General features: G+C 68.5%; 17 protein-coding genes. 12 read left to right on the top strand and 5 right to left on the bottom strand.

Annotation, left to right across the window (positions count from 1 at the left end; all coding sequences use genetic code 11):
- The first annotated feature begins 24 nt into the window (after positions 1–24).
- From VGS97_RS20905 to VGS97_RS20935, 7 genes are all read left to right on the top strand, one after another.
- Positions 25–918 carry a FadR/GntR family transcriptional regulator gene (locus tag VGS97_RS20905; RefSeq protein ID WP_326855299.1) on the top strand — a complete coding sequence of 298 codons (894 nt, stop codon included), beginning with the start codon at positions 25–27 and terminating at the stop codon, positions 916–918.
- Positions 919–1,063: 145 nt separating this feature from the next.
- A complete protein-coding gene (pyrE, locus tag VGS97_RS20910) occupies positions 1,064–1,639 on the top strand; it encodes an orotate phosphoribosyltransferase (RefSeq protein ID WP_326855300.1) in 576 nt (191 codons plus the stop codon).
- A gap of 63 nt (positions 1,640–1,702) precedes the next feature.
- A complete protein-coding gene (locus VGS97_RS20915; protein WP_326855301.1) occupies positions 1,703–2,434 on the top strand; it encodes a DedA family protein in 732 nt (243 codons plus the stop codon).
- 300 nt (positions 2,435–2,734) lie between these two features.
- On the top strand, positions 2,735–3,757 hold the full coding sequence (gene fbaA, locus VGS97_RS20920) for a class II fructose-bisphosphate aldolase (RefSeq protein ID WP_326855302.1): 1,023 nt from the start codon (positions 2,735–2,737) through the stop codon (positions 3,755–3,757).
- A 170-nt stretch (positions 3,758–3,927) separates the two neighbouring features.
- Complete coding sequence (locus VGS97_RS20925) at positions 3,928–5,211, top strand: adenylosuccinate synthase (protein ID WP_326855303.1); 1,284 nt, start codon at positions 3,928–3,930, stop codon at positions 5,209–5,211.
- A 245-nt stretch (positions 5,212–5,456) separates the two neighbouring features.
- A complete protein-coding gene (locus VGS97_RS20930; RefSeq protein WP_326855304.1) occupies positions 5,457–6,851 on the top strand; it encodes an aspartate aminotransferase family protein in 1,395 nt (464 codons plus the stop codon).
- 136 nt (positions 6,852–6,987) lie between these two features.
- A complete protein-coding gene (locus VGS97_RS20935; protein WP_326855305.1) occupies positions 6,988–8,448 on the top strand; it encodes an MFS transporter in 1,461 nt (486 codons plus the stop codon).
- Here the strand turns inward: VGS97_RS20935 and VGS97_RS20940 are convergent.
- Positions 8,390–9,883, bottom strand: a complete 1,494-nt coding sequence (locus VGS97_RS20940; RefSeq protein WP_326855306.1) for a CCA tRNA nucleotidyltransferase — start codon at positions 9,881–9,883, stop codon at positions 8,390–8,392. The genes VGS97_RS20935 and VGS97_RS20940 overlap by 59 nt on opposite strands.
- A 74-nt stretch (positions 9,884–9,957) precedes the next feature.
- Here VGS97_RS20940 and VGS97_RS20945 point away from each other — a divergent pair, with 74 nt between their 5' ends.
- The 5 genes from VGS97_RS20945 (at position 9,958) to VGS97_RS20965 (ending at position 17,766) form a co-directional block, all read left to right on the top strand.
- Positions 9,958–12,135: a DUF6049 family protein gene (locus VGS97_RS20945; RefSeq protein WP_326855307.1), complete on the top strand. Its 2,178-nt coding sequence runs from the start codon at positions 9,958–9,960 to the stop codon at positions 12,133–12,135.
- A gap of 127 nt (positions 12,136–12,262) precedes the next feature.
- Positions 12,263–14,224, top strand: coding sequence for a murein biosynthesis integral membrane protein MurJ (murJ, locus tag VGS97_RS20950; RefSeq protein WP_326855308.1), 1,962 nt, complete (start codon positions 12,263–12,265; stop codon positions 14,222–14,224).
- Positions 14,225–14,500: 276 nt separating this feature from the next.
- A complete protein-coding gene (locus tag VGS97_RS20955; RefSeq protein ID WP_326855309.1) occupies positions 14,501–16,138 on the top strand; it encodes a protein kinase family protein in 1,638 nt (545 codons plus the stop codon).
- A gap of 93 nt (positions 16,139–16,231) precedes the next feature.
- Positions 16,232–16,918 carry an RNA polymerase sigma factor SigM gene (gene sigM / locus VGS97_RS20960; RefSeq protein WP_326855310.1) on the top strand — a complete coding sequence of 229 codons (687 nt, stop codon included), beginning with the start codon at positions 16,232–16,234 and terminating at the stop codon, positions 16,916–16,918.
- Positions 16,915–17,766: a hypothetical protein gene (locus VGS97_RS20965; protein WP_326855311.1), complete on the top strand. Its 852-nt coding sequence runs from the start codon at positions 16,915–16,917 to the stop codon at positions 17,764–17,766. The genes sigM and VGS97_RS20965 overlap by 4 nt, the downstream gene beginning before the upstream one ends.
- 110 nt (positions 17,767–17,876) lie before the next feature.
- Here VGS97_RS20965 and trxA read toward each other — a convergent pair whose 3' ends face one another.
- From trxA to VGS97_RS20985, 4 genes are all read right to left on the bottom strand, one after another.
- Complete coding sequence (trxA, locus tag VGS97_RS20970; protein ID WP_326855312.1) at positions 17,877–18,206, bottom strand: thioredoxin; 330 nt, start codon at positions 18,204–18,206, stop codon at positions 17,877–17,879.
- A 191-nt stretch (positions 18,207–18,397) separates the two neighbouring features.
- Positions 18,398–19,390: a thioredoxin-disulfide reductase gene (trxB, locus tag VGS97_RS20975; RefSeq protein ID WP_326855313.1), complete on the bottom strand. Its 993-nt coding sequence runs from the start codon at positions 19,388–19,390 to the stop codon at positions 18,398–18,400.
- A 355-nt stretch (positions 19,391–19,745) separates the two neighbouring features.
- The gene (locus tag VGS97_RS20980; RefSeq protein WP_326855314.1) at positions 19,746–20,825 is read right to left on the bottom strand and encodes a ParB/RepB/Spo0J family partition protein; all 1,080 of its coding nucleotides are present in this window, start codon (positions 20,823–20,825) and stop codon (positions 19,746–19,748) included.
- Positions 20,822–21,847 carry a ParA family protein gene (locus tag VGS97_RS20985; protein ID WP_414641771.1) on the bottom strand — a complete coding sequence of 342 codons (1,026 nt, stop codon included), beginning with the start codon at positions 21,845–21,847 and terminating at the stop codon, positions 20,822–20,824. The genes VGS97_RS20980 and VGS97_RS20985 overlap by 4 nt, the downstream gene beginning before the upstream one ends.
- Positions 21,848–22,416 lie beyond the last annotated feature (569 nt).

Raw genomic sequence — 22,416 nt, forward strand, 5'->3', positions numbered from 1 at the left:
ACTGCAAGTCAGGAGCCGAAGCGTATGTACGTCGAAGGGTGGAACGTCCACCGGGTCGTCCGGCCCAGCCGCCTGGCCAACGCGGTGATCGAGCGGCTGCTGCTGCGGATACTGGACGGTGAGTTCCAGCCCGGCGGGGACCTGCCGCCCGAGGCCGCGCTGGCGCAGGAGTTCGCGGTCAGCCGGACGATCCTGCGCGAGGCGCTCAAGGCGCTGGAGGAGAAGCGGGTGCTGCGCATCCGGCACGGCCGCGGCACCACGGTGCGGCCGAAGCCGGACTGGAACATCCTCGACCCGCTGGTGCTCTCGGTGCTGCTGGAGTACGGCGGTTCGGCCACCCTCGCCGTCGAGCTCGACGAGGTGCGCACGGCGCTGCACCTGCTGATGGCAGACCTGGCCGCGCAGCGGATCGAGCCCGAGCAGCGCGACCGGCTCGACGTCGCGATGGGCCGCATGCGCGCGGCGCTGCCGAGCGACACCGCCGCAGGCGACGCGTCCGCCTACCGCGAAGCGGCGCACCAGTTCGGCAAGATCCTCGCCGAGGCCTCGGGTAACGAGGTTGCGCGCTGTGTGGTGGAGACGATCGACGTCCCAGCGCCTGATGCACTGGCGGACGAGGAGTTGGCCGCCATGACCAAGACCCAGGAGTTCGCCGAGCGGCTTTACGCACGCATCGTGCGCGGTAACGAGTCGGGCAACGGTATCGAGAGCCCGTCGGCACAGCAGAGTACGGATGCCATGCCGGCCAATTCGGGGTCAGCCGATTCAGCAGCAATCGATCCCCTGCCAGGCGATCCCGTACCGACCGTGCTGCCGAGCCAGGCGTCGTTACGCACGACCGCTCTGCGGCGCCATCCCGGTGTCGAAACCCGGCCGCCAATGGTCGGCGTCGGCAACGGTACGCGCTCGCTGCTTTGACCCACGCTTCTCTTACGACACAGCCCTCTACTGCACAGCCTTCGGGTTGGGGCGGGGCACGCCGCGGTCGACATGCACTGTGATCCCGTAATGCACGGTGATCCGTATCCTGTGTGCGACGCCCCGACCGGAAGGACGTTTTCCGATGCCTATCACCTTCGCCCCACAGAGCCCGGAGCGCGCCGAGTTGCTCGGCCAGATCAAGGCGAAAGCCGTGGTGCACGGCAGGGTGGTGCTCAGCTCGGGGCGTGAGGCGGACTTCTACATCGACCTGCGCCGGGTCGCGCTGGACGGCGCGGCAGCCCCGCTGGTCGGCCGGGTCATGCTCGAACTGGTGCGCGGCCTGGACTTCGACGCGGTCGGCGGACTGACCCTCGGCGCGGACCCGGTCGCCGGCGCGATGATGCACGCCGCGGCCGCGCACCCGGAACTGGTCGCCGGCCGCAAGCTGGACGCCTTCGTGGTGCGCAAGTCCGAGAAGGCGCACGGCATGCAGCGCCGGATCGAGGGGCCGGACATCGCGGGGCGCCGCGTCCTGATCGTCGAGGACACGTCGACCACCGGCAACTCGCCGCTCACTGCCGTGGAGGCGGTACGCGCCGCCGGGGCGGAGGTCGCCGCGGTGGCGGTGATCGTCGAACGTGGCGCGCAGCAAGCGATCGAGGCCGCCGCGCTGCCTTACTACGCCGCCTACAGTCTGAGCGATCTGGGACTTGCGTAGCGGGTAGGCAACAGTGCACGCGCATTCGGCCATCACGTACAAACCACCGTTACGCTAGTGCGCGTGACGCATTTGCTGGCCTTCAACCCGCTGAACGCCGAGGACTACATCACGGCGTTCGGCACCTACGCGATCCTCGGCGTGCTCCTGATCCTGTTCGCCGAGACCGGTCTGCTGATCGGTTTCTTCTTCCCCGGCGACTCGCTGATGTTCATCGCCGGCTTCCTGACGCTGCCGAACGCGGCGCACCACCTGTCGCTCGCGCCACTGCTGATCGGATCGCCGATCGCCGCCGTCCTCGGCGCCCAGCTCGGCCACTACCTCGGCGTCCGGTTCGGCCGGGGGCTGTTCGACAAGCCGGACTCCCGGTTCTTCAAGCAGGAGTACGTCGAGCGGGCCGAGTACTACTTCAACGACTACGGCGCCGCGAAGGCCATCATCCTGGCCCGCTTCATCCCCATCGTGCGCACCTTCATGAACCCGGTGGCGGGCGTGCTCGAAGTGCCGGCGCGCAAGTTCTTCGTCTACAACACGATCGGCGCGGTCGTCTGGACCGAGGGCGTACTGATCGCCGGGCACCTGGTCGGCAAGACCGTGCCGGCGTCGAAGGTCGACACCTATATCATCCCGATCACCCTGCTCATCGTGCTGCTCTCGGCGATCCCGCTGATCAAGGAGGTGCTCACGGCGCGCAAGGCGAAGCGCGACGGCGGCGGCGCCCCGGCCGGGTACGACCGGCAGGAGCAGCGGCACGAGACCGTGCCGGCGGCGGGAGCGGGCCGCCACAAGAAGTAACGAGCAGCGGCCGCCAACACGGCGGCAAAGCCGCAGATCGTGTCACCGAGCGGTCGCGACGACGGACTCACGTCCCACGTCGCGACCGCTTTGACGTTGTGCGGCGCCCGTCTGCGACACTGACGAAGGCCAAGCAACGAACGTGCCACTGAAACCGGCTCTTCGGGCTTGGCCGGGGCTTTGTGTGCGGCTGTAGGCCCGCCCGCCGCTGCGCGACGGCCGACCCCGCGCCGCAGCCCCGGCCGAGTTCGAAGAGCAGTGAAACCGTGTTGATGGAACACACCGCATCGAGGAGTCCACATGCCCATCGCAACCCCTGAGGTCTACGCGGAGATGATCGACCGGGCGAAAGCCGGCCACTTCGCGTACCCCGCCATCAACGTGACCTCGTCGCAGACGCTCAACGCCGCGCTGCGCGGCTTCGCCGAGGCGCAGAGCGACGGCATCGTCCAGGTCTCCACCGGCGGTGCCGAGTTCCTCGCCGGCAGCACCGTCAAGGACATGGTCACGGGCGCGAGCGCGCTCGCCGAGTACGCGCACGTGGTCGCGGCCAAGTACGACGTGAACATCGCGCTGCACACCGACCACTGCCCGAAGGACAAGCTCGACGGCTTCATGCGCCCGCTGGTGGCGATCTCGCTGGAGCGGGTCGCCAAGGGCCTCGAACCGCTGTTCCAGTCGCACATGTGGGACGGTTCGGCGGTGCCGCTCGGCGAGAACCTCCAGATCGCGGCCGAGTTGCTGGAGCAGACCACGAAGGCGCGCACCATCCTGGAGATCGAGATCGGCGTGGTCGGCGGCGAGGAGGACGGCGTCGCGAACGAGATCAACGAGAAGCTGTACACCACCCCCGAGGACGTGCTGAAGACCGCCGAAGCGCTGGGCATCGGCGAGAAGGGCCGCTACCTGCTGGCCGCCACCTTCGGCAACGTGCACGGCGTGTACAAGCCGGGCAACGTCAAGCTGCGCCCGTCGATCCTCAAGGAGATCCAGGACGCGGTCGGCGCCAAGTACGGCAAGGACAAGCCGTTCGACCTGGTCTTCCACGGCGGCTCCGGCTCGCTGCTCTCCGAGATCCGCGAGGCGCTGGACTACGGCGTGGTGAAGATGAACGTCGACACGGACACTCAGTACGCCTTCACCCGGCCGATCGTGGACCACATGTTCAAGAACTACGATGGGGTGCTCAAGATCGACGGCGAGGTCGGCAACAAGAAGGCCTACGACCCGCGCTCCTACGGCAAGTCCGCCGAGGCGGGCATGGCCCGGCGCGTGGTGACCGCCTGCCAGGACCTGCGCTCGGCCGGCACGAAGATCAAGTAGCCCGCGCCGCGGTCACGGCGGGGCGCCCGGAGTCGGTGAACAGGCCCCGAATACCGGTCGGCGTCCCGCCGAAGTGGCCACCGAGGTCAGGCTCAGGTAGTCTCTTGATGCAAGAGGCCCGGTCGCGCTTGCGCCGGGCCTTAACTATGTCCGGGAAGAGGTGTACCGGAATGCCAGCGCTAGTGCTCGTCGGCGCCCAGTGGGGCGACGAAGGGAAGGGCAAGGCCACCGACCTGCTCGGCAGCTCGGTGGACTACGTGGTCCGCTACCAGGGCGGCAACAACGCGGGCCACACCGTCGTGATCGGCGACCAGTCCTACGCACTGCATCTGCTGCCTTCCGGAATCCTCACGCCGGGCTGCGTACCGGTCATCGGCAACGGCGTGGTCATCGACCCGGCCGTGCTGTTGCAGGAGCTCGACGGCCTGAACGCGCGCGGGGTGGACACCTCCAGGCTGATCATCTCGGCCAACGCGCACCTGATCACGCCGTATCACCGGACGATCGACAAGGTCACCGAGCGGTTCCTCGGCAACAACCGGATCGGCACCACCGGCCGCGGCATCGGCCCGACCTACGCGGACAAGATCTCCCGCATCGGCATCCGGGTCCAGGATCTGTTCGACCCGGGGATCCTCGCCAAGAAGGTCGAGGCGGCGCTGCGTGACCGCAACCAGATGCTGGTCAAGCTGTACAACCGGCGGGCGATCTCGGTCAATGCGATCGTCGAGGAGTACCTCGGATACGCGCAGCGGCTGCGCCCTTACGTCATGGACACGTCGCTGTTGCTGAACAGGGCGCTTGACGAGGGCAAGGTAGTCCTTCTGGAAGGCTCTCAGGGCACCCTGCTTGATGTCGATCACGGTACCTATCCGTTCGTGACGTCCTCGAATCCGACGTCCGGCGGCGCCTGCGCGGGTTCGGGCATCGGCCCGACGAAGATCTCCCGCTCGATCGGCATCCTCAAGGCGTACACCACGCGGGTCGGCGCGGGCCCGTTCCCGACCGAGCTGTTCGACGCGGATGGCGACGCGCTGCGCACCAAGGGCCACGAGCGCGGCGTGACGACGGGACGCGACCGGCGGTGCGGCTGGTTCGACGCGGTGATCGCGCGCTACGCGACCCGAGTGAACGGACTGACCGACTTCTTCCTCACCAAGCTGGACATCCTGACCGGCTGGGAGCAGGTCCCGGTGTGCGTGGCATACGACGTGGACGGCGTGCGGTACGACGAGCTGCCGATGTCGCAGACCGACTTCCACCACGCCAAGCCGGTCTACGAGTTCCTGCCCGGCTGGGACGAGGACATCACGAAGGCCCGAGAGTTCTCCGACCTGCCGACAAACGCGCAGAGCTACGTACGCACGCTGGAGCAGATGTCCGGCGCGCCGATCTCCGCGATCGGAGTCGGCCCGGCCCGCGACGCGACGATCCAGCTGCGCAGCTTCCTGTAGGAGGCCGCTAGGAGACGGCAGCGAGCTCCCCGGAGCCTCGCACCGGACAACCTGCCCGGATCGGGCCGCCCCGTCGTACACACTCCTCGAAGTCGACCGGGGCAGCGGCGAAAGATCTCGGCGGGCAGAAGGGCGTCTGCCCGCCGACAGATCCACAGCCGCCATCACAACCCCGGCCAACTTCAAGGAGCCGTTTTACACAGTGCCGATGGAGCAGCACGATCGGCGTTTCCTACCCTTGGTGCATGACCGATTCCGCGCTCGCCGCTCACGCCGTCCCCGCGCCCGATCCGGACCAGGGGAAGGCGGTGTCCGAGCGCGACCGCGCGCACGTCTTCCACTCCTGGTCCGCGCAGGACCAGGTCGCCCCGCTGCCGATCGCCGGCGCCTCCGGCTCCCGCTTCTGGGACTACGAGGGCAACAACTACCTCGACTTCGCCAGCCAGCTGGTGTTCACCAACATCGGGCACCAGCACCCGAAGGTGGTCGCCGCGATCCAGGAGCAGGCCGCCCGGCTCTGCACGATCAGCCCCTCCTTTGCCAACGACAAGCGGTCCGAGGCGGCCGAGCTGATCACCTCCCACGCACCGGAGGGCCTGAACCGGGTGTTCTTCACCAACGCCGGCGCAGACGCGATCGAGAACGCGGTACGCATGGCGCGCGTCCACACCGGTCGGCCAAAGGTGCTGACGGCGTACCGGTCCTACCACGGCAACACGGCGACCGCGATCACCATGACCGGCGATCCGCGCCGTTGGGCGAACGAGATCGCCGGGCACCACGACAGCGCCGTCGGGCACTTCTTCGGCCCATACCTGTACCGCTCGCACTTCTACGCGACCACCGAGGCCGAGGAGACCGAGCGCGCCCTCGACCATCTGGAGCAGACCATCGTCTTCGAGGGCTCCGGCACCATCGCCGCGATCGTCCTGGAGACCGTGGTCGGCACCAACGGCATCCTCGTCCCGCCGCCCGGCTACCTGGCCGGAGTGCGCGCGCTGTGTGACAAGTACGGCATCGTCTACATCGCCGACGAGGTGATGGCGGGTTTCGGGCGCACCGGCGCCTGGTTCGCGATCGATCACTGGGACGTGACCCCCGACCTGATCACCTTCGCCAAGGGCGTCAACTCCGGCTACGTCCCGCTCGGCGGCGTGATCATCTCGGACGCGATCCACGACACCTTCCGCAACCGGGTCTTCCCCGGCGGCCTCACCTACTCGGGACACCCGCTGGCCTGCGCGGCGGCCGTGGCCACGATCACCGTGATGCGCGAGGAGCGGATCGTGGAGAACGCGGCGTGGCTGGGCGAGAACGTGTTCGCGCCGACGCTGCGCGAGTTCGCCGAGCGGCATCCGTCGGTGGGCGAGGCACGTGGCATCGGCGCGTTCTGGGCGCTGGACCTGGTGAAGAACCGCGACAGCCGCGAAATGCTCGTGCCCTACGGTGCGAGTGGCGCGGCGGCGGCACCGATGAACGCGGTGCTGGCCGAGTGCAAGAAGCACGGCACCTGGCCGTTCACGCACTTCAACCGGTTGCAGCTCACCCCGCCGCTGAACATGAGCGAGGCCGACGCGCGTAAGGGTCTGGCCGCGATCGACAAGGCACTGAGCGTCGCCGACCAGTACGTCGAAGCCTGACAATCGCCGCGAAACCCTCCACACGAGCAGCACGCACGAGACGTAGGTACCAGGGCGTACGTCGGGGCAGCTCGACGTACGCCGCCAAGCCGATGCGCAGCAGCTTGAATCCTTCTAGGCTTTTCAGGTGGCCTCGATGGCACCTGCCCCGAAGAATGGCGCTCCGGCTCCCGCAGCAGGTTCCGGGACCCTGTTGAGCGGGCTGCGCAGCGTGCTGACCGGGAAGCACCTGCGCGACTTCCGACTGCTGTTCGCCACGCGGCTCATCGGGCAGCTCGGCGACGGGACGTTCCAGGTCGCGCTGGCCTCCTACGTGATCTTCTCCCCCGAGAAGCAGGCGACCGCCGGGCAGGTCGCGCAGGCCTTCGCCGTGCTGCTGCTGCCCTTCACCCTCGTCGGCCCGTTCGCCGGGGTGTTCCTGGACCGCTGGCCGCGCCGCCAGGTGCTGGTCTGGGCGAACCTGCTGCGCGCCGTGCTCGTGGTGGTGGTCGCCGTACTGGTGGCGATGCGCGTGCCGAACGCGCTGCTTTACACGGCCGCGCTGGGCGTGTTGTCCGCGAACCGCTTCATACTGGCCGGCCTGTCCGCCGGACTGCCGCACACCGTCCCGGCCTCCCAGCTCGTCACGGCGAACTCCGCGCTGCCGACCGCCGGAACGCTGGCGGCCACGGCCGGCGGCGCGGTCGGCCTGGTGGTGCACGCGCTGCTGGGCAGTGGCGACAGCGGGACGGTCGGCGAACTGATCGTCGTCTCGGGGCTCTACGTCCTCGCGGCGACGTTCCCGATGCGCATCCCGCGCGCCGGGCTCGGCCCGACCGAGGTGCCGCAGGAGGCCGCCTGGGACGCGATGCGCAACGTCGCGCGGGGCGTGGCCGAGGGCGCCCGGCACATCGCTTCCCGGCCGGCCGCGGGCCGTGCGCTGGTGGCGGTGACCATCGCGCGGTTCTGCTACGCGACGGTCACGATCATGACCCTGTTGCTGTACCGCAACCTGTTCAACGATCCGGGCAACCCGGACCGCGGGCTGGCCGGATTCGCCCTCGCGCTCGGCATCTCGGGGCTCGGCTTCGGACTGAGCGCGGTGATCACCCCGCTGATCACCCGGCGGATACGCCTGGAGGCGTGGATCACCATCTGCCTGCTCGGCGCCGCGGTCACCGAGTTGCTCTTCGGCCTGCCCTTCGCGTCGACGCCGCTGCTGATCGGCGCGCTGCTGCTGGGAATCGTGTCGCAGGGACAGAAGATCTGCACCGACACGCTGGCGCAGCGAGCCGTGGACGACGAGTTCCGCGGCCGGGTCTTCGTGTTCTACGACATGGTCTACAACGGCGCGTTCGTGCTGGCCGCCGCGTTCGCCGCGGCCACTCTCCCGACGACCGGCAAGTCGTACGTCGTGCTCATCACCGTCGCGGCCTGCTACGCACTCGTGGGGCTCTGGTACGCACCCAAGTCGCTGCGCCGCGGCCGCATCGGCGACTCGCGGAGCTCGGCCTCCAACTCCGGTTCTGAATCGGGCTCCGACTCGGACCCCGCGGGAGCTACGCTTCCGGTTTCCGGCTCTCCGGCTGCTGCGCCCACCACTCCCGCAGCGCGCTGACCGCGGCCTCGTGCTCAAGCGGCCCCTGATCGAGACGCAGTTCCAGCAGGTGCTTGTAGGCACGGCCGACCACCGGCCCCGGAGACACGCCGAGCAGCTCCATGATCTGGTTGCCGTCCAGGTCGGGCCGGATCGCGTCGAGCTCTTCCTGCCCCCTGAGCCGTTCGATCCGCTCCTCAAGCGCGTCGTAGGCGGCGGCGAGTCCGGCGGCCTTGCGGCGGTTGCGCGTGGTGCAGTCGGAGCGGGTCAGCTTGTGCAGCCTCGGCAGCAGCGGCCCGGCATCGCGCACGTAGCGGCGCACCGCCGAGTCGGTCCACTCGCCCTCGCCGTACCCGTGGAAGCGCAGATGCAGCTCGACCAACCGGGACACGTCCTCCACCACGTCGTTCGGGTATTTCAGCTCACGTAGGCGCTTCTTGGTCATCTTCGCGCCGACCAGCTCGTGGTGATGGAAGGAGACCCCGCCGCCGGGCTCGAAGCGCCGGGTACGCGGCTTGCCGACGTCGTGCAGCAGCGCGGCCAGGCGCAGCACCAGATCCGGGCCGCCGTCTTCGAGCGCGATGGCTTGGTCGACGACGGTGAGCGTGTGCTCGTAGACGTCCTTGTGCCGGTGATGCTCGTCGATCTCCAAGCGCAGCTTCGGCAGCTCCGGCAGGACGTGCTCGGCCAGCCCGGTGTCGGTCAGCAGGCCGAGGCCGATGCGCGGATCGGGTGAAAGCAGCAGCTTGTTCAGCTCGTCGCGCACCCGCTCGGCCGACACGATCTTGATACGGTCCGCCATCTCCCGCATCGCGGCGACGACCTCCGGCGCCACGGTGAAGCCGAGCTGCGCGGCGAAACGCGCGGCGCGCAGCATCCGCAGCGGATCGTCCGAAAAGGACTCCTGCGGCGTGGCCGGAGTACGCAGCGTCCGCGCCGACAAGTCGCGCAGGCCGCCGAACAGGTCGACGAACTCGCGCTCCGGCAGACGCAGAGCCATCGCGTTGACGGTGAAGTCACGCCGCACGAGGTCGCCTTCGAGCGTGTCGCCGTAGGAGACGACGGGTTTGCGCGACGCGCGGTCGTACGCCTCGCTGCGGTACGTGGTGATCTCCAGCTTGTATCCGTCCTTTTGGCACCCGACAGTGCCAAAGGCGATGCCCACGTCCCATACCGCCTCGGCCCACCGCTTGACCACGTTGAGCACCTGCTCGGGCCGGGCATCGGTGGTGAAGTCCAGATCCTCTCCGAGGCGCCCGATCAGGCCGTCCCGCACGGAACCGCCGACCAGGGCGAGCGCGTGGCCGGCCTGGCTGAACCTGTCGGCGAGTTCGTCCGCCACCGGGGCGAGTTTCAGCAGCCGCCCGGCATTGGCAGCGGCATTGGCAACGGCCTCGCCGTCCGCGTCGGTAGTGGCGTTGTCGGGCAGGTCGGCATCCGGAGGAGAGGTAGACACGTCATCCAAGGGTACGGGCTCCGCCCGAGCGACCCGCACCCTCGACGCTCAGCAACGACACTAGGATTCCGCCCGTGAGTTCGCACCATGCCCCGCGGTCCGTGATCGTCAGCATGCTCGTGCTCGGCGCGCTCGTGGTGATGGACAGTCCGGTACCGTCAGCGGCTGCGAACTCCAACACTGCGTCATCCAACACCGTCACGGTCGCCATCTCCTCGCTGACCCCGGCCGTCGCAGTCAAGGACAGCACACTGAAGTTGAGCGGGAACGTGACCGCTGGATCGGCGGACCACTCGGACGTGACTATCCGCCTCGCCGTGGCCGACTTGCAGGTCAGGTCCGACATGGGCAGCAAAGCGGGCGTCGGCTCACAGCTCGTCTACGGCTACGGCGATCCGGTCGGGTCGCTCTCCGCCGGCTCGACGACCCAGTGGTCCCTGTCGATGCCGGTCTCCGCACTCTCGCCGATCAGTCAGAGCATCTACGCCCTCGACATCGGGGCGTACTCGGACGGAGAGCGGATCGGAGTCGTCCGCACTTATCTGCCCTACGCGATGGTCGGCGATTCAAGCTTCCATGCGACGCAGATGGTCGTCCTATGGCCGGTGACCGCAGCACCTGCGCTGGACGGAGCATCCGACAAGGACGTACACGAAGCCGCCAACGACAATCTGTCCCCGCAGTTCGGCCCCACCGGTCGGCTGGCCAAGATGCTCACCACCGCAGCTGCGGCGGAGAACGTCACGGTGTCGTGGGCGGTCGACCCCGATCTGCTGGCCACCGCCAACACCGAGAGCCACGGCTACTCGCTCTACCCGAACGGGACCCCGGGCACCGGAGCACAGAACGCGGCCGGCTGGCTCGCCGAGGCCAGGGCGGTATTCAGCGGCACCGGGCCGGGCGGCGCCGGACCGAACAGCACGCCGCCGAACAGCGCTGACGAACTCTGGCAGCTGCCGGCGGCCGACCCGGACCTCGGCTCGCTCGCCCGCGCGAACCCACTGCTGTCAAGCAACATGGTCACAAGCGCGGCCAAGCAAACCGGGACGACCATCACCGATCTGACGGGGCGTACCCCGAAGGGCACTCTGGCCTGGCCCGCAGACGGCCAAGTGGATTCCAGGACGCTGAACCTGGCTAAAGCGCTCAACCCGAGCGCCGTGATCGCGCGCTCGGACTCGGTCAATATGCACACTCCGCTGGAGAGCTACACGCCGACCGGCCGCGCGTCGGTGGACGGCGACCAACTCGCGGTCAGCGACGCGTCGCTCGACGCGATTTTCGCGGGCGACCCGGCGGACGCTGCGTCGAAGGGCTCCGACCAGTCGCTGCTCGGCTCGCAGCGGTTCCTCGCGGAAAGCGCGCTGATCGCGCTGGAGCGTCCCAATCTGCGCACGCCACGCACCGTGATGGTCACCGCGTCACGCACCGTCACACCTGATCCCCAGTTGCTCACGGCTCTTGGCGAGGCCAGTTGGGTGAAGACAGTCGGCCTTTCCACGCTGCTGGCCACCCGCCCGGACGCGCACGCGCAGGTCGGCACCATAGAGCGCGATTCGGCCGCCACACGCTCGGACCTGAGCACGGGTCAGCTGTTCACCACCGCCTCGATCAGCGCCTCGCTGCGGGCACTGTCCACGATCCTGACTCAACCCGACCCGGCGATCGACCTGTTCACTCCGGCGGTACTGCGCACGGTCTCCACCGCGTGGCGCTCCTCGGCGACCGCTCAGGCAGCCTTCGCAGGAGCCGTGCAAAGCAGGCTGAAGACCACGATGGACCTGGTCAGCCTGGTGCAGAAGTCGGACCTGACGCTCTCCGGCAAGAGCGGAGCCATTCCGTTCACCGTCGAGAACAGATTCAGCTACCCGGTCCGCGTGGGCATCAGGATCACCACGGACCATGCCGGCCTCACCGTCCAGTCCATCACGGTGCAGACCGTTCCGCAGGGCTCGACCACCGTCAACGTGCACGTGAGTTCCGCGGTCTCCGGCACCCGGGTCACAGTCACCGCGCAACTGGTCACGCCTGACGGCGCGAACTACGGTGAACCCCAGTCGTTGCAGGTGACGGTCTCCTCCATCGGCTCGATCACGCTGGTCATCTTCGGACTGTCGGCCGCGCTGCTGGTCGTGGCTGTAGGGTTGCGTATCTACCGGGGCAGACGGACCCGTGACCCGCAGGCAACGCACGATGCGATCGGCGCTTCCCCGGGTAACGCCGCCGCAGCAAAGGCGGAACGGGAACAATAAATGGGAACAATGACTAGCTGACAGCGGGGACAACCCCGCGACGACCGCTCAGCGAGTCGGGCGGGGCGGTGGCGAACCCCCGGCCGGCGGCGCTGGGCCTCGATAGAAGGTACCGAGGACCGGAGCGATGGCACGCTGGCCAGAGGATGACCGACCGCGCACCGCCCGGACTCAGCCACCGCAGCAGGACCTGTGGTACCCGGCCATACCGGAGGACGAGGCGCCGGCCGCGCGCGCGGCCCGCCGCGACGCGTACGCCGAGGCCGTCGACGCCACCCGGTTCAACCTGCCGGTGTTCGGAACCTCCTTCCTCGACCCCTCGGCGATCGAGCAGCTCATCCCGCCGCGCCGCAGCCAGGTCCAGGGCCCCGGAACACGGCCCGACGCGCTGGGCCCCTTCGAACCGTGGAGCCCGGCGCCCCTCCCGGACGGCGGCGCCGGCACCGCCGAGGAGGCGCGCGGGCGGCCCGCGGCCACCAGCGTCTCCCGGGCCAGCCGGATCATGGCGCTGGGCACCATCGTCTCCCGGGTCACCGGCATGGTCCGCCAGCTGCTGCTGGTCGCCGCGCTCGGCACGCTGGCCCTCGGTGCCGCGTTCAACATCGCCAACAACGTGCCGAACACCATCTACCTGCTGGTCATCGGCGGCGCGGTGAACTCGATCTTCGTGCCGCAGCTGGTGCGCGCGATGAAGGACGACCCCGACGGCGGCCAGGCGTTCATGGACCGGCTGCTCACGCTGACCATCATCGTCATGGCGGTGCTCACGCTGCTGTGCGTGCTGCTCGCCCCGCAGATCGTCACCTTCTTCTATCCGAAGGCGACCGGGGCGAACCGCGAGGTCACGATCATCTTCGCGCGCTACATGCTGCCGCAGATCTTCTTCTACGGCATGTTCGTGATGTTCGGTCAGATCCTCAACGCCAAGGACAAGTTCGGGCCGATGATGTGGACGCCGGTGCTGGCGAACGTCATCCAGATCGCCACGCTCGGCGCGTACCTGTGGATCGCCGGGTACGTGCAGACCACCGAGAACATCACCCCGAACGAACTGGCGCTGCTCGGCATCGGCACCACGCTCGGCATCGCGTTGCAGACCGTGAGCCTGATCCCCTACCTGCGGCAGGCCGGGATCAGCTTCCGGCCCAGGTTCGACTGGCGCGGCGTGGGCCTCGGCAAGTCGATGACGCTCGCCAAGTGGACCATGGGCATGGTGCTGGTCGGCCAAGTGGCCACCACGATCGTCACCCGGCTCAGCAGCGCGATGGACACCAGCGGCACGCACCAGACCGAGGGCGTCGGCTATGTCGCGTACTCGAACGCGCTGACCATCTGGATCCTGCCGCAGGCCATCATCACCGTCTCGATCATCACGGCCCTGCTGCCGCGGATGAGTCGCGCCGCGCATTCGGGCGACCGCACCGCGGTGCGCGACTCGATCTCGTACGGCCTGCGGGTGAGCGCGGTCGCGATCGTGCCGTGCGCGTTCGCGTTCGTCGCGTTCGGCCAGCAGATCTCGGCGATCCTGTTCCAGCACGGCGCGACCAACGCAACGATGGCCCGCAACCTCGGCTACATGCTCATGGCGTTCGGGTTGGGCCTTATCCCGTTCTCCGCGCAGTATCTGATGCTGCGTGGCTTTTACGCCTACGAGGACACCAAGACGCCGTTCGTCATCACGGCCTGGATCTCGGCGTTCAACGGCGGCTTCGCGTACGTCTCGTACGAGCTTCTGCACAACACGAAGTGGGCCGTCGCGGGCATGTGCGTGGGCTATGTCGTCGCCTACACGATCGGCATGGTGATGACGGGCGCGAGGCTGAGCCGCAAGCTGCGCGGCCTCGACACCGGACGCATCGTGCGCGCCCACGCCAAGCTCGGTGCGGCCTCGGCGCTGGCCGCGGTGATCGGCGGCCCGATCGGGTTCGAGATCACCAGCAAGCTGCACGGCGGGCTGACCGGCGCCGGGTCCGGCCTGCTGGTGGGCGGCGGACTGTTCCTCGGACTGTTCCTGGTGGCCTCGCGCCGGATGCGCATCGAAGAGGTCGACGCATTGATCGGCACGGTACGCTCGCGTTTCGGCCGTTGAATCGCATCCGAACGAGTGTGCCGGATCGGACACCGAGTCAAAATCGGGCACTGTGCCGAATCAGGGACCGCGCCGAAGCAGACGCTGTGCAATCAGGCACCGCGCAATCAGACAGTACGAATACAACCGAAGGCCCCCGCAATGCGTCATTTCTCCTGCACGGCGCGCGCCACGCCCGGTTCGACGGTTGAGAACCGGGCACTAGCATGAGTGCGAGCGCGCTGTCGTCTGGCGCGTGGAAGCCCGACGACGGAACGAAGCACAAGAGGGAGGGCCGTGGCTTCCCTGGCCGAAAAGCCCGCCGGTGACAGCGAGAACTTCGACCACGCCCGGTTCGACGACCAGGTCCGTGTCGGCGCGCGGCTGGCCGGCCGCTATCGGCTGGAGCGGGGGCTGCGGCGCTATCCGGGCGCAGGGCAGTCGCCGCAGACCTGGGTGGGCTTCGACGAGGTGCTCAACCGCGAGGTGGGCGTCGACCTGGTCGCTTCCGGCCATTCGCGTGCGCAGGCGGTCGAAGCGGCCGCGCGCAACGCGGCGATGGTTCCCGATGTGCGTTTCGTTCAAGTGCTCGACGTGGCGGACGAGAACGGCCTGGTTTACGTCATCACCGAATGGGTCGCCGACGCGACGGATCTGACGCACCGTCTCGCCGGCGGGCCGCTGTCGGTCGCGGTCGCGACGCGTATCGCACGCGAGTTGGCCGTGGCCATGACGGAGGCCCACTCATGGGACATGCCGCATGGTGCGCTCGATCCTGACAAGGTCCTGCTGACCAGCACGAACCAGGTGAAAATCCTGGGTCTCTGCCTGGAGACCGCGATGTCCGGCGGCGAGACCGGATCGGCCGCGGCGCTCGACGACGTCAAGGCGATCGGGGCGGTCTGGTACGCCGCGCTGACGGGCCGTTGGCCGGGCGAGGAGCCGGCGTTCGGGCTGCCCGCGGCGCCCCGGGCCCACGGGAAGCCGTTCACCCCGGCCCAGATCCGCGCGGCGATCCCGAAGACGGTCGATCAGCTCGTCGAGCAACTCCTCCAGCCCGCCGACGGCGAGAGCCCGGCGATCGACAACGCCAAGGCGCTCAGCGGCGCCATCGCCGGATTGCCGAAGCTGCGCGACGACGCGGACGTCACCGATGTCCTGCCGTATCCGGTACAGCAGCCTCGCTCCGCCCAGCAACGCCGCCCTCCGGTCTACCCGGTGGCCGCGTCCAGCGCGGTGCGCATGTCGTCCGCGCGAATGCCATCCGCGACCCAACGGATCGACGCGCCCGGCGGCGCCATCGGCCGGATGCCGCGCGGCCTGCTCGCCGTGATCCTCGGTGTGGTCGTCGTGATCGGCGCGGTGACCGCGTTCCAACTCGGCGGGCACAACAACTCCACGACCACGCCGCCGACCAACCCGAACTCCTCCTCGACGGCGTCGGCCCCATCCACGGCCCAGCAACTGGCGATCACGACGGCGTCGATATGGGACTCGGACAGCGGCAAGGACGACGCCGAGCGGCTTCAGCAGTCGTACAACGGCTCGTCGGAGGGCTGGGTCACCTCGACGTACAAGGACGGTCCCGACATAACGTCCTACCGCAAGGGCACCGGAGTCATCTTCGACCTCGGCGCCGCGCAGAAGATCGGCAAGGTGACCTTCACGGTCGGCGTTCCCGGGGCGACCGTCGAGGTGTGGACCGCCGGCACCTCGCTCAGCTCGCTACCGCAGGTCTCCAACTCGGCCCCGCCCGGGTTCGTCAAGCAGTCCACCAAGGCCGGCGTGGGCGGCGAGGTCGACGTCACGTTCCCGGCCACGGTGAACACCCGGTACGTGCTCGTCTGGTTCACCGCACTGCCGCACCAGGACGCGGGACCTTACGACATCGCGGGCTACCGCGACAGCCTGGCGAACGTCAAAATCTTCTCCTGACACGGCGTTTTTCCAAACGCGGCTTCACCCGGAGCCGCCGCGCACGGAAACGAGGCGGCCAGAACGTCTGACGAAGCACGGGGGGAGGAGCGGATGCGGCCACGGCGCAGCGACGCGCAGCGGGCGCTGGATGACGCGGCCGACCGCGAACTGCTGGCCCGTCACGTCGAGGGCGACCCCGAGGCTTTCAGCGAGCTGTTCAATCGGCACCGCGACCGGCTGTGGGCGGTGGCGCTGCGCACGACGAGCGATCCCGAGGACGCTGCGGACGCCCTACAGGACGCGGCGGTCTCGGCGTTCCGCGCGGCCGCGAACTTCCGGTCGGAGTCGGCGGTGGGGACGTGGCTGTACCGCATCGTGGTCAACGCCTGTCTGGACCGCGTCCGGCGCCAAGCGGCGCGCCCCACCGTCCGCTATCCCGACGAACAGTCCGCCACCTGGCAGCGCGCCGTGCGCGACCCGGCCGACATGGCCGAGAACCGCGAACTGCGGATCATGCTGGAGAACGCGCTGGCCAGCCTGCCGCTCGACCAGCGCGCGGCCGTCGTCGCGGTGGACCTGGAAGGACTGTCGGTGCAGGAGGCGGCGGAGGCTCTCGGCGTGCCGCCGGGCACGGTCAAGAGCAGGTGCGCGCGAGGCCGGGCGAAACTGGCGGTACTGCTCACCGATCTGCGGAACCGCCCACAGTCCCCGCCCGTCCAATCGCAGACGCCGACTCGTGACGGCCCCGGGACCGGCGTTGGCGACAGCCCGGAACCGATGGAACGAGGTGTGCGGTGACAACGGCACACGAGCCCCGTAGAGGACCGGGCACCCATCTGTCGACTGAAGACCTGTCGGCGCTGGCCGAAGGCGCGCAGCCGAGCGCTGCGGGCGCAGCCGAGCACCTTCTGGAGTGCGCCGCCTGCCGGGGCGAAGTCGACGCGATCTCGGAGCTGTTGGCACAGTTCGAGATGTGGGACGCGCCGGCTATCCCGCAGGAAGTGGCCATCCGGATCGACGCCGCGCTGGCACGCGAGTCGGCCGCTCGTGCCGAGGCAGCAACTTCCGGCATCGGCGAGAAGGCCGACCGTGCGAGAGCCTCCACAAGCCCGGCCGAGGCGCTCGTGCCATCCAGAACCACCACCAACGTACGCCGCCGACGCCGGTTCCCCGTGCAGGGCCTCGGCTGGGCGCTCGCTTCGCTCGTGGTGATAGCGGGTGGCTTGGGGCTCATCCTCAAGGTCGCCTCGTCGAGCTCGCAATCCGAGGACGCCTCGACTGCTTCGGGATCAACGGCGCAACGCAACGCCGCCCCATACAACGCGAACCCGGGGCTGGGAGGTGCTGAGACCGCTCCGACCATGGTCGCGTCGAGTTCGTTGCTCGCGACGTGGACCACGCAGGCTCTGTCGAGTCACCGATCGGCCTACGGCGAATCGGCCGGCTCACTCTGCGGGTCCGCTGACCCCGCATACGCCAACCACCAGCTTCTGGCTATGACCACGGGTCCGTACGAGGGCACACCGTCGATACTGGTCGTCTACGCAAACCCAAACGATCCCTCGACCGTGCTCGCGGTGGTTTACGCGACACCGTGCACCGCCGCGAACTACCGCGTGCTGGCCTCCGGCCTGGTAGCCAAGTAGACCGCGGCACTTCCTCGTTCACCAGAAAGCACAGTTCGCCGAAAAGCACGATTCACCAATAAGTACAGGGGCCGCCCCGATGGAGGCGGCCCCTGTACTATTGCTCGGGCTCAGGCGGAGATGAACTCATCCAGGTCCTTGAGCAGCGCGCGCTTCGGCTTGGCGCCGACGATCGTCTTGGCGACCTTGCCGTTGACGTAGACGTTGAGCATCGGGATGTTCAGCACCCCGTAGGTCGCGGCGATCTCGGGGTTCTCGTCGACGTTGACCTTCACGATCTCGATCGAGTCGGCGTACTCGACCGCGATCTGGTCCAGGATCGGCTCGATCATCCGGCACGGGGCGCACCACTCCGCCCAGAAGTCCACCAGGACCGGCTGGTCGTTCTCCAGCACGTCCTTCTCGAAGGACGCGTCGGTTGCGTGCTTGAGGGCTGACATGGTTCCTCGTCTCCCAGGGTTCACTGCTTCGTTCGTGCTGACGGTCGCAGGGGGCGTTCGTCTGAAACGGCGCGACCGGCCCGTTCATTCCGGCTGTGTTCGGTCCAACAGTGCCCAGTCCAGCAGTGCCCAGTTCAACGCTGTGCTCAGTTCAACACTGTTCAGTCTGACCGCGCCCAGCCGGAGCATGCTCACTGCGACGGGACGCTGTCCTCGTTCGAGTCACCGTCGGCCAGCGCGGCGAGGTACTTCTCCGCATCCAGTGCAGCGGCGCAACCCGTGCCCGCCGCGGTGATCGCCTGCCGGTATACGTGGTCCACAACATCACCGCTCGCGAACACGCCAGGCAGGTTCGTCCTGGTGCTCGGCGCTTCGACGCGGATATAGCCCTCGTCGTCGATGTCGACCTGGCCGCGGAACAGGTCGCTGCGCGGCTCGTGCCCGATCGCGATGAACAGTCCACTCGCGGCGAGCATGCGCTCCTCGCCGGTCACCGTGTCGCGCAGCCGGACCGCGGTCACCCGGTCCTCCCCCTCGATCCCGGCGACTTCACTGTTCCAGGCGAACGAGATCTTCGGGTTGGCGACGGCCCGGTTCTGCATGATTTTGCTCGCGCGCAGCTGGTCGCGTCGGTGCACCACCGTCACCGTGCGGGCGAAGCGGGTCAGGAAGGTGGCCTCCTCCATCGCGGTGTCGCCGCCGCCGACCACCACGATGTCCTGCTCGCGGAAGAAGAAGCCGTCACAGGTGGCGCACCACGAGACGCCGTGGCCGGACAGCCGCTTCTCATCGGGCAGGCCGAGCTCGCGATAGCCCGAGCCGGTCGCGATGATGACCGTGCGCGCCAGGTGCGTGTCGCCTGCGCCGTCGACCACCCGCTTCACCTCGCCGGTCAGCTCGACCTCGGTGACATCGTCCGGCACGAGTTCGGCGCCGAACCGCTCGGCCTGCTTGCGCAGGCTGTCCATCAGGTCCGGGCCCATGACGCCGTCGGGGAAACCGGGGAAGTTCTCCACGTCGGTGGTGTTCATCAGCGCGCCGCCCGCGGTCACCGACCCCTCGAAGACGAGCGGCTTGAGCCCGGCGCGGGCGGCGTAGATGGCCGCGGTGTAACCCGCCGGGCCCGAACCGATGACGATGACGTCGCGGACCTCGCTGGTTCGCCCCTCTTGGCTTTCCGGCACAGTTTGGCTCTGCGGCACGGCTGGCTGACCCTCTCTCGTGCTGCGCTCGACATCGAGCGTGGTCCCTGGGTGTGGTTTGGCATGCAGTCGAACAGCTGCCGGGGTGTGGCTATTCCGGCCGTCCCGGCCACGCGACGGCCCCCATGTTTCACGTGGAACACGGAGGCCGTCGCGATGGATCTCTGGATCTCTCAAGCAGGTTCACGTTTGTACGCGCCTCGGTGGCACGGCGCCGTGTTCAACTTAAGGCACGTGTTCAACATGAGGCACGCATTCGACGTGAGGCACGCGTTCGACGTGAGCGGCGTGCCCGCCGCAGCGGCGTGTTTCACGTGAAACCGTGTTCCAGGTGAAACTACGCGGCCTCGTCCACGCCGCCGCCACCGGAGCGTGCACGCACCCACTCGCCGGGAACCAGCGTGCCGATGATGCGCTCCAGATCCTCCAGCGATGCGAACTCGACCACGATCTTTCCGCGCCGCGCGCCGAGGTCCACCCTGACTCGGGTCTCAAGCCGGTCGGAGAGCCGCCCGGCCAACTCGGAGAGCTCCGGAGCGACGCGCCCGCCCGCGCGCACCTTGCGCGGCGTCCGCGTCCGGCCGTTCTCGGGATCGCCCACCGCCACGATCTCCTCGACCGTGCGCACCGAGAGCCCCTCGGCAATGATGCGTTCGGCCAGGTGCTGCTGCTCCTCGGTGGTGTCCAGGCCGAGCAACGCCCTGGCATGACCGGCGCTGAGCAGACCGCTCGCGACACGCAGCTGCACCTTCGGCGGCAGCTTCAGCAGGCGCAGCGTGTTCGACACCTGCGGCCTGGAGCGTCCGATCCGGTCGGCCAGTTCCTCATGCGTGCACGAGAAGTCCTTCAGCAACTGGTCGTAGGCGGCGGCCTCTTCCAGCGGGTTCAGCTGAGAGCGGTGCAGGTTCTCCAACAACGCGTCGAGCAGCATCCGCTCGTCGTCGGTATCCCGCACGATCGCGGGGATCCGCTCAAGGCCGGCCCGCTGGGCGGCGCGCCACCGGCGCTCACCCATGATGAGCTCGTACTTGCCGGTGCCGGACGGACCCTCCGGGCGCACCACGATCGGCTGGAGCAGGCCCACCTCGCGGATCGAGTGGACCAGTTCGTCCATCGCGGTCTCTTCGAAGAAGTCGCGAGGCTGCTTGGAGTTGGGCACGATCGAGTCCAGCGGCAGCTCGGCGAAGTGCGCGCCCGGCACCTCGTCCGCGACGATCGAGGCCGCGACGAACACCGGGCCGGACGGCTCCGGCTCCTCCTCGGCGTCCGCCCGGTAGATCTCGCCGAGCGGCAGCCGCCGCTGTGGCACGGCCGGCGCCGGCGCGGTCAGCGCCGAGGTGCCCTCGGTCCCGTCGGCGGGCATCGTCGGGATCAGGGCCCCGAGCCCGCGGCCGAGTCCCCGTCGGCGGTCGTTCATCGCTTCACCTCAGCGTTGATCCCCATGTCGGTTCTGTTGTCATCCTGCTGCACGGGGATGCGCGCGACCGTTTCCCGCGCCGCCCATCGATCGGCCATCTCCCGCGCCGCATCCCGATAAGCCAGCGCTCCAGTCGATGCGGGGTCGTACGTCATGACCGTCTGCATGTAGCTCGGTGCCTCGGAGATGCGGACCGAGCGGGGGATCGCGGTGCGCAGCACCTGCTCCGGGAAATGCGTGCGCACTTCATCGGCCACCTGTGAGGCCAGCCGGGTGCGCGCGTCGTACATCGTCAGCACGATCGTCGAGACATGCAGATTCGGGTTCAGGTGCGCCCGGACCAGTTCGATGTTCCGCAGCAGCTGACCCAGACCCTCAAGCGCGTAGTACTCGCACTGGATCGGGATGAGCACCTCGTCGCCGGCCACCATCGCGTTGACCGTGAGCAGCCCGAGCGACGGCGGGCAGTCGATCAGGATGTAGTCCATCGAGCTGTGATAGCCCGCCAGCGCCCGCTGGAGCCGGCTCTCGCGCGCCACCATCGACACCAGCTCGATCTCGGCGCCCGCCAGATCGATGGTGGCCGGAGCGCAGTAGAGCCCTTCGATGTCCGAGACCGGCTGGACGATCTCCTCCATCGAGTACCGCTCGATCAGCACGTCGTAGATCGAGGGGATCTCGGAATGGTGATCCACGTTCAACGCGGTCGACGCGTTGCCCTGCGGATCGAGGTCCACGACGAGCACCTTCGCTCCACCCTGAGCGAGCGACGCTGCGATGTTCACCGTCGTGGTCGTCTTGCCGACCCCGCCCTTCTGGTTGGCCACCACGAAGGTCCGGGTCCGGTTCGGTCTCGGGAACGCAATGGTGCGCGACAGCGCGGCCAGTGCGGCCTCGGCCTCGCGGGCGATCGGAGTGTCGTCAGAACGTCCGCGACCGCCGTGCAGCCGATCGGTGTCCACCTCGGGATGCACCGATTCGGTATTCGATCGTCCCGCTGTCGGCGGTTGGTCGTAGGGCATCGGCCAACTCTCTTTCTCCGTCGCCGAGACGACGGCTCGTTCGGCGTCCGCGGCCCGCGGGTCGAGCTGCCAGGACCAACTGAAGCCGTCGGGCGGCGACGGCAGTTCCCGAGACTCGTCGAGCCGCCATCCGCGCGGAAGCGGCTCCCCGGCCGGCTCCGCGTGACCTGTCTGCGAAGGCGAATCCTCGTGGTCGGGATCGCCCTCCGCATAAGCACTGTACTGACCGTGCGCGACCATCATGTCCCCTCGCCGCCTCGGTCGGAGAATCAAAGGAGTCAGTCGCGGCGCGTTTCCCAGGAAACTCACTCATCGGGATTACGTTTCACGTGAAACCCTCGGTCTGTTTCCCTTGGGGCGATGGTTCGCCCTAGGGCAGAGCGGTTCACCTGACACGTGCGCGCAGAGAGGCGGTGTCACATTTAACCACGTGCGCCACGCCGGGAGCGTCGCTCGGGTCGGACCGTCCTGAATCCGGTGGACCCGAGGTCGATCCGGATGACTCGGGTCGCCGCGTCCCCCAGCAGTTCGCCGACCTCTACCACGTCCCACACCGCCGCGCCGAGCTT

Origin of the sequence: Actinocrinis sp. (assembly GCF_035946395.1) — a bacterium.
Lineage (GTDB): Bacteria > Actinomycetota > Actinomycetes > Streptomycetales > Catenulisporaceae > Actinocrinis.

Excerpts from the sequence above, each read along its gene's own strand:
- VGS97_RS20905 (WP_326855299.1), top strand. The coding sequence starts at position 25 with ATGTACGTCGAAGGGTGGAACGTCCACCGGGTCGTCCGGCCCAGCCGC.
- pyrE (WP_326855300.1), top strand. The coding sequence starts at position 1,064 with ATGCCTATCACCTTCGCCCCACAGAGCCCGGAGCGCGCCGAGTTGCTC.
- fbaA (WP_326855302.1), top strand. The coding sequence starts at position 2,735 with ATGCCCATCGCAACCCCTGAGGTCTACGCGGAGATGATCGACCGGGCG.
- VGS97_RS20925 (WP_326855303.1), top strand. The coding sequence starts at position 3,928 with ATGCCAGCGCTAGTGCTCGTCGGCGCCCAGTGGGGCGACGAAGGGAAG.
- VGS97_RS20930 (WP_326855304.1), top strand. The coding sequence starts at position 5,457 with ATGACCGATTCCGCGCTCGCCGCTCACGCCGTCCCCGCGCCCGATCCG.
- VGS97_RS20935 (WP_326855305.1), top strand. The coding sequence starts at position 6,988 with ATGGCACCTGCCCCGAAGAATGGCGCTCCGGCTCCCGCAGCAGGTTCC.
- murJ (WP_326855308.1), top strand. The coding sequence starts at position 12,263 with ATGGCACGCTGGCCAGAGGATGACCGACCGCGCACCGCCCGGACTCAG.
- sigM (WP_326855310.1), top strand. The coding sequence starts at position 16,232 with ATGCGGCCACGGCGCAGCGACGCGCAGCGGGCGCTGGATGACGCGGCC.
- trxA (WP_326855312.1), bottom strand. The coding sequence starts at position 18,206 with ATGTCAGCCCTCAAGCACGCAACCGACGCGTCCTTCGAGAAGGACGTG.
- VGS97_RS20980 (WP_326855314.1), bottom strand. The coding sequence starts at position 20,825 with ATGAACGACCGCCGACGGGGACTCGGCCGCGGGCTCGGGGCCCTGATC.
- VGS97_RS20985 (WP_414641771.1), bottom strand. The coding sequence starts at position 21,847 with ATGCCCTACGACCAACCGCCGACAGCGGGACGATCGAATACCGAATCG.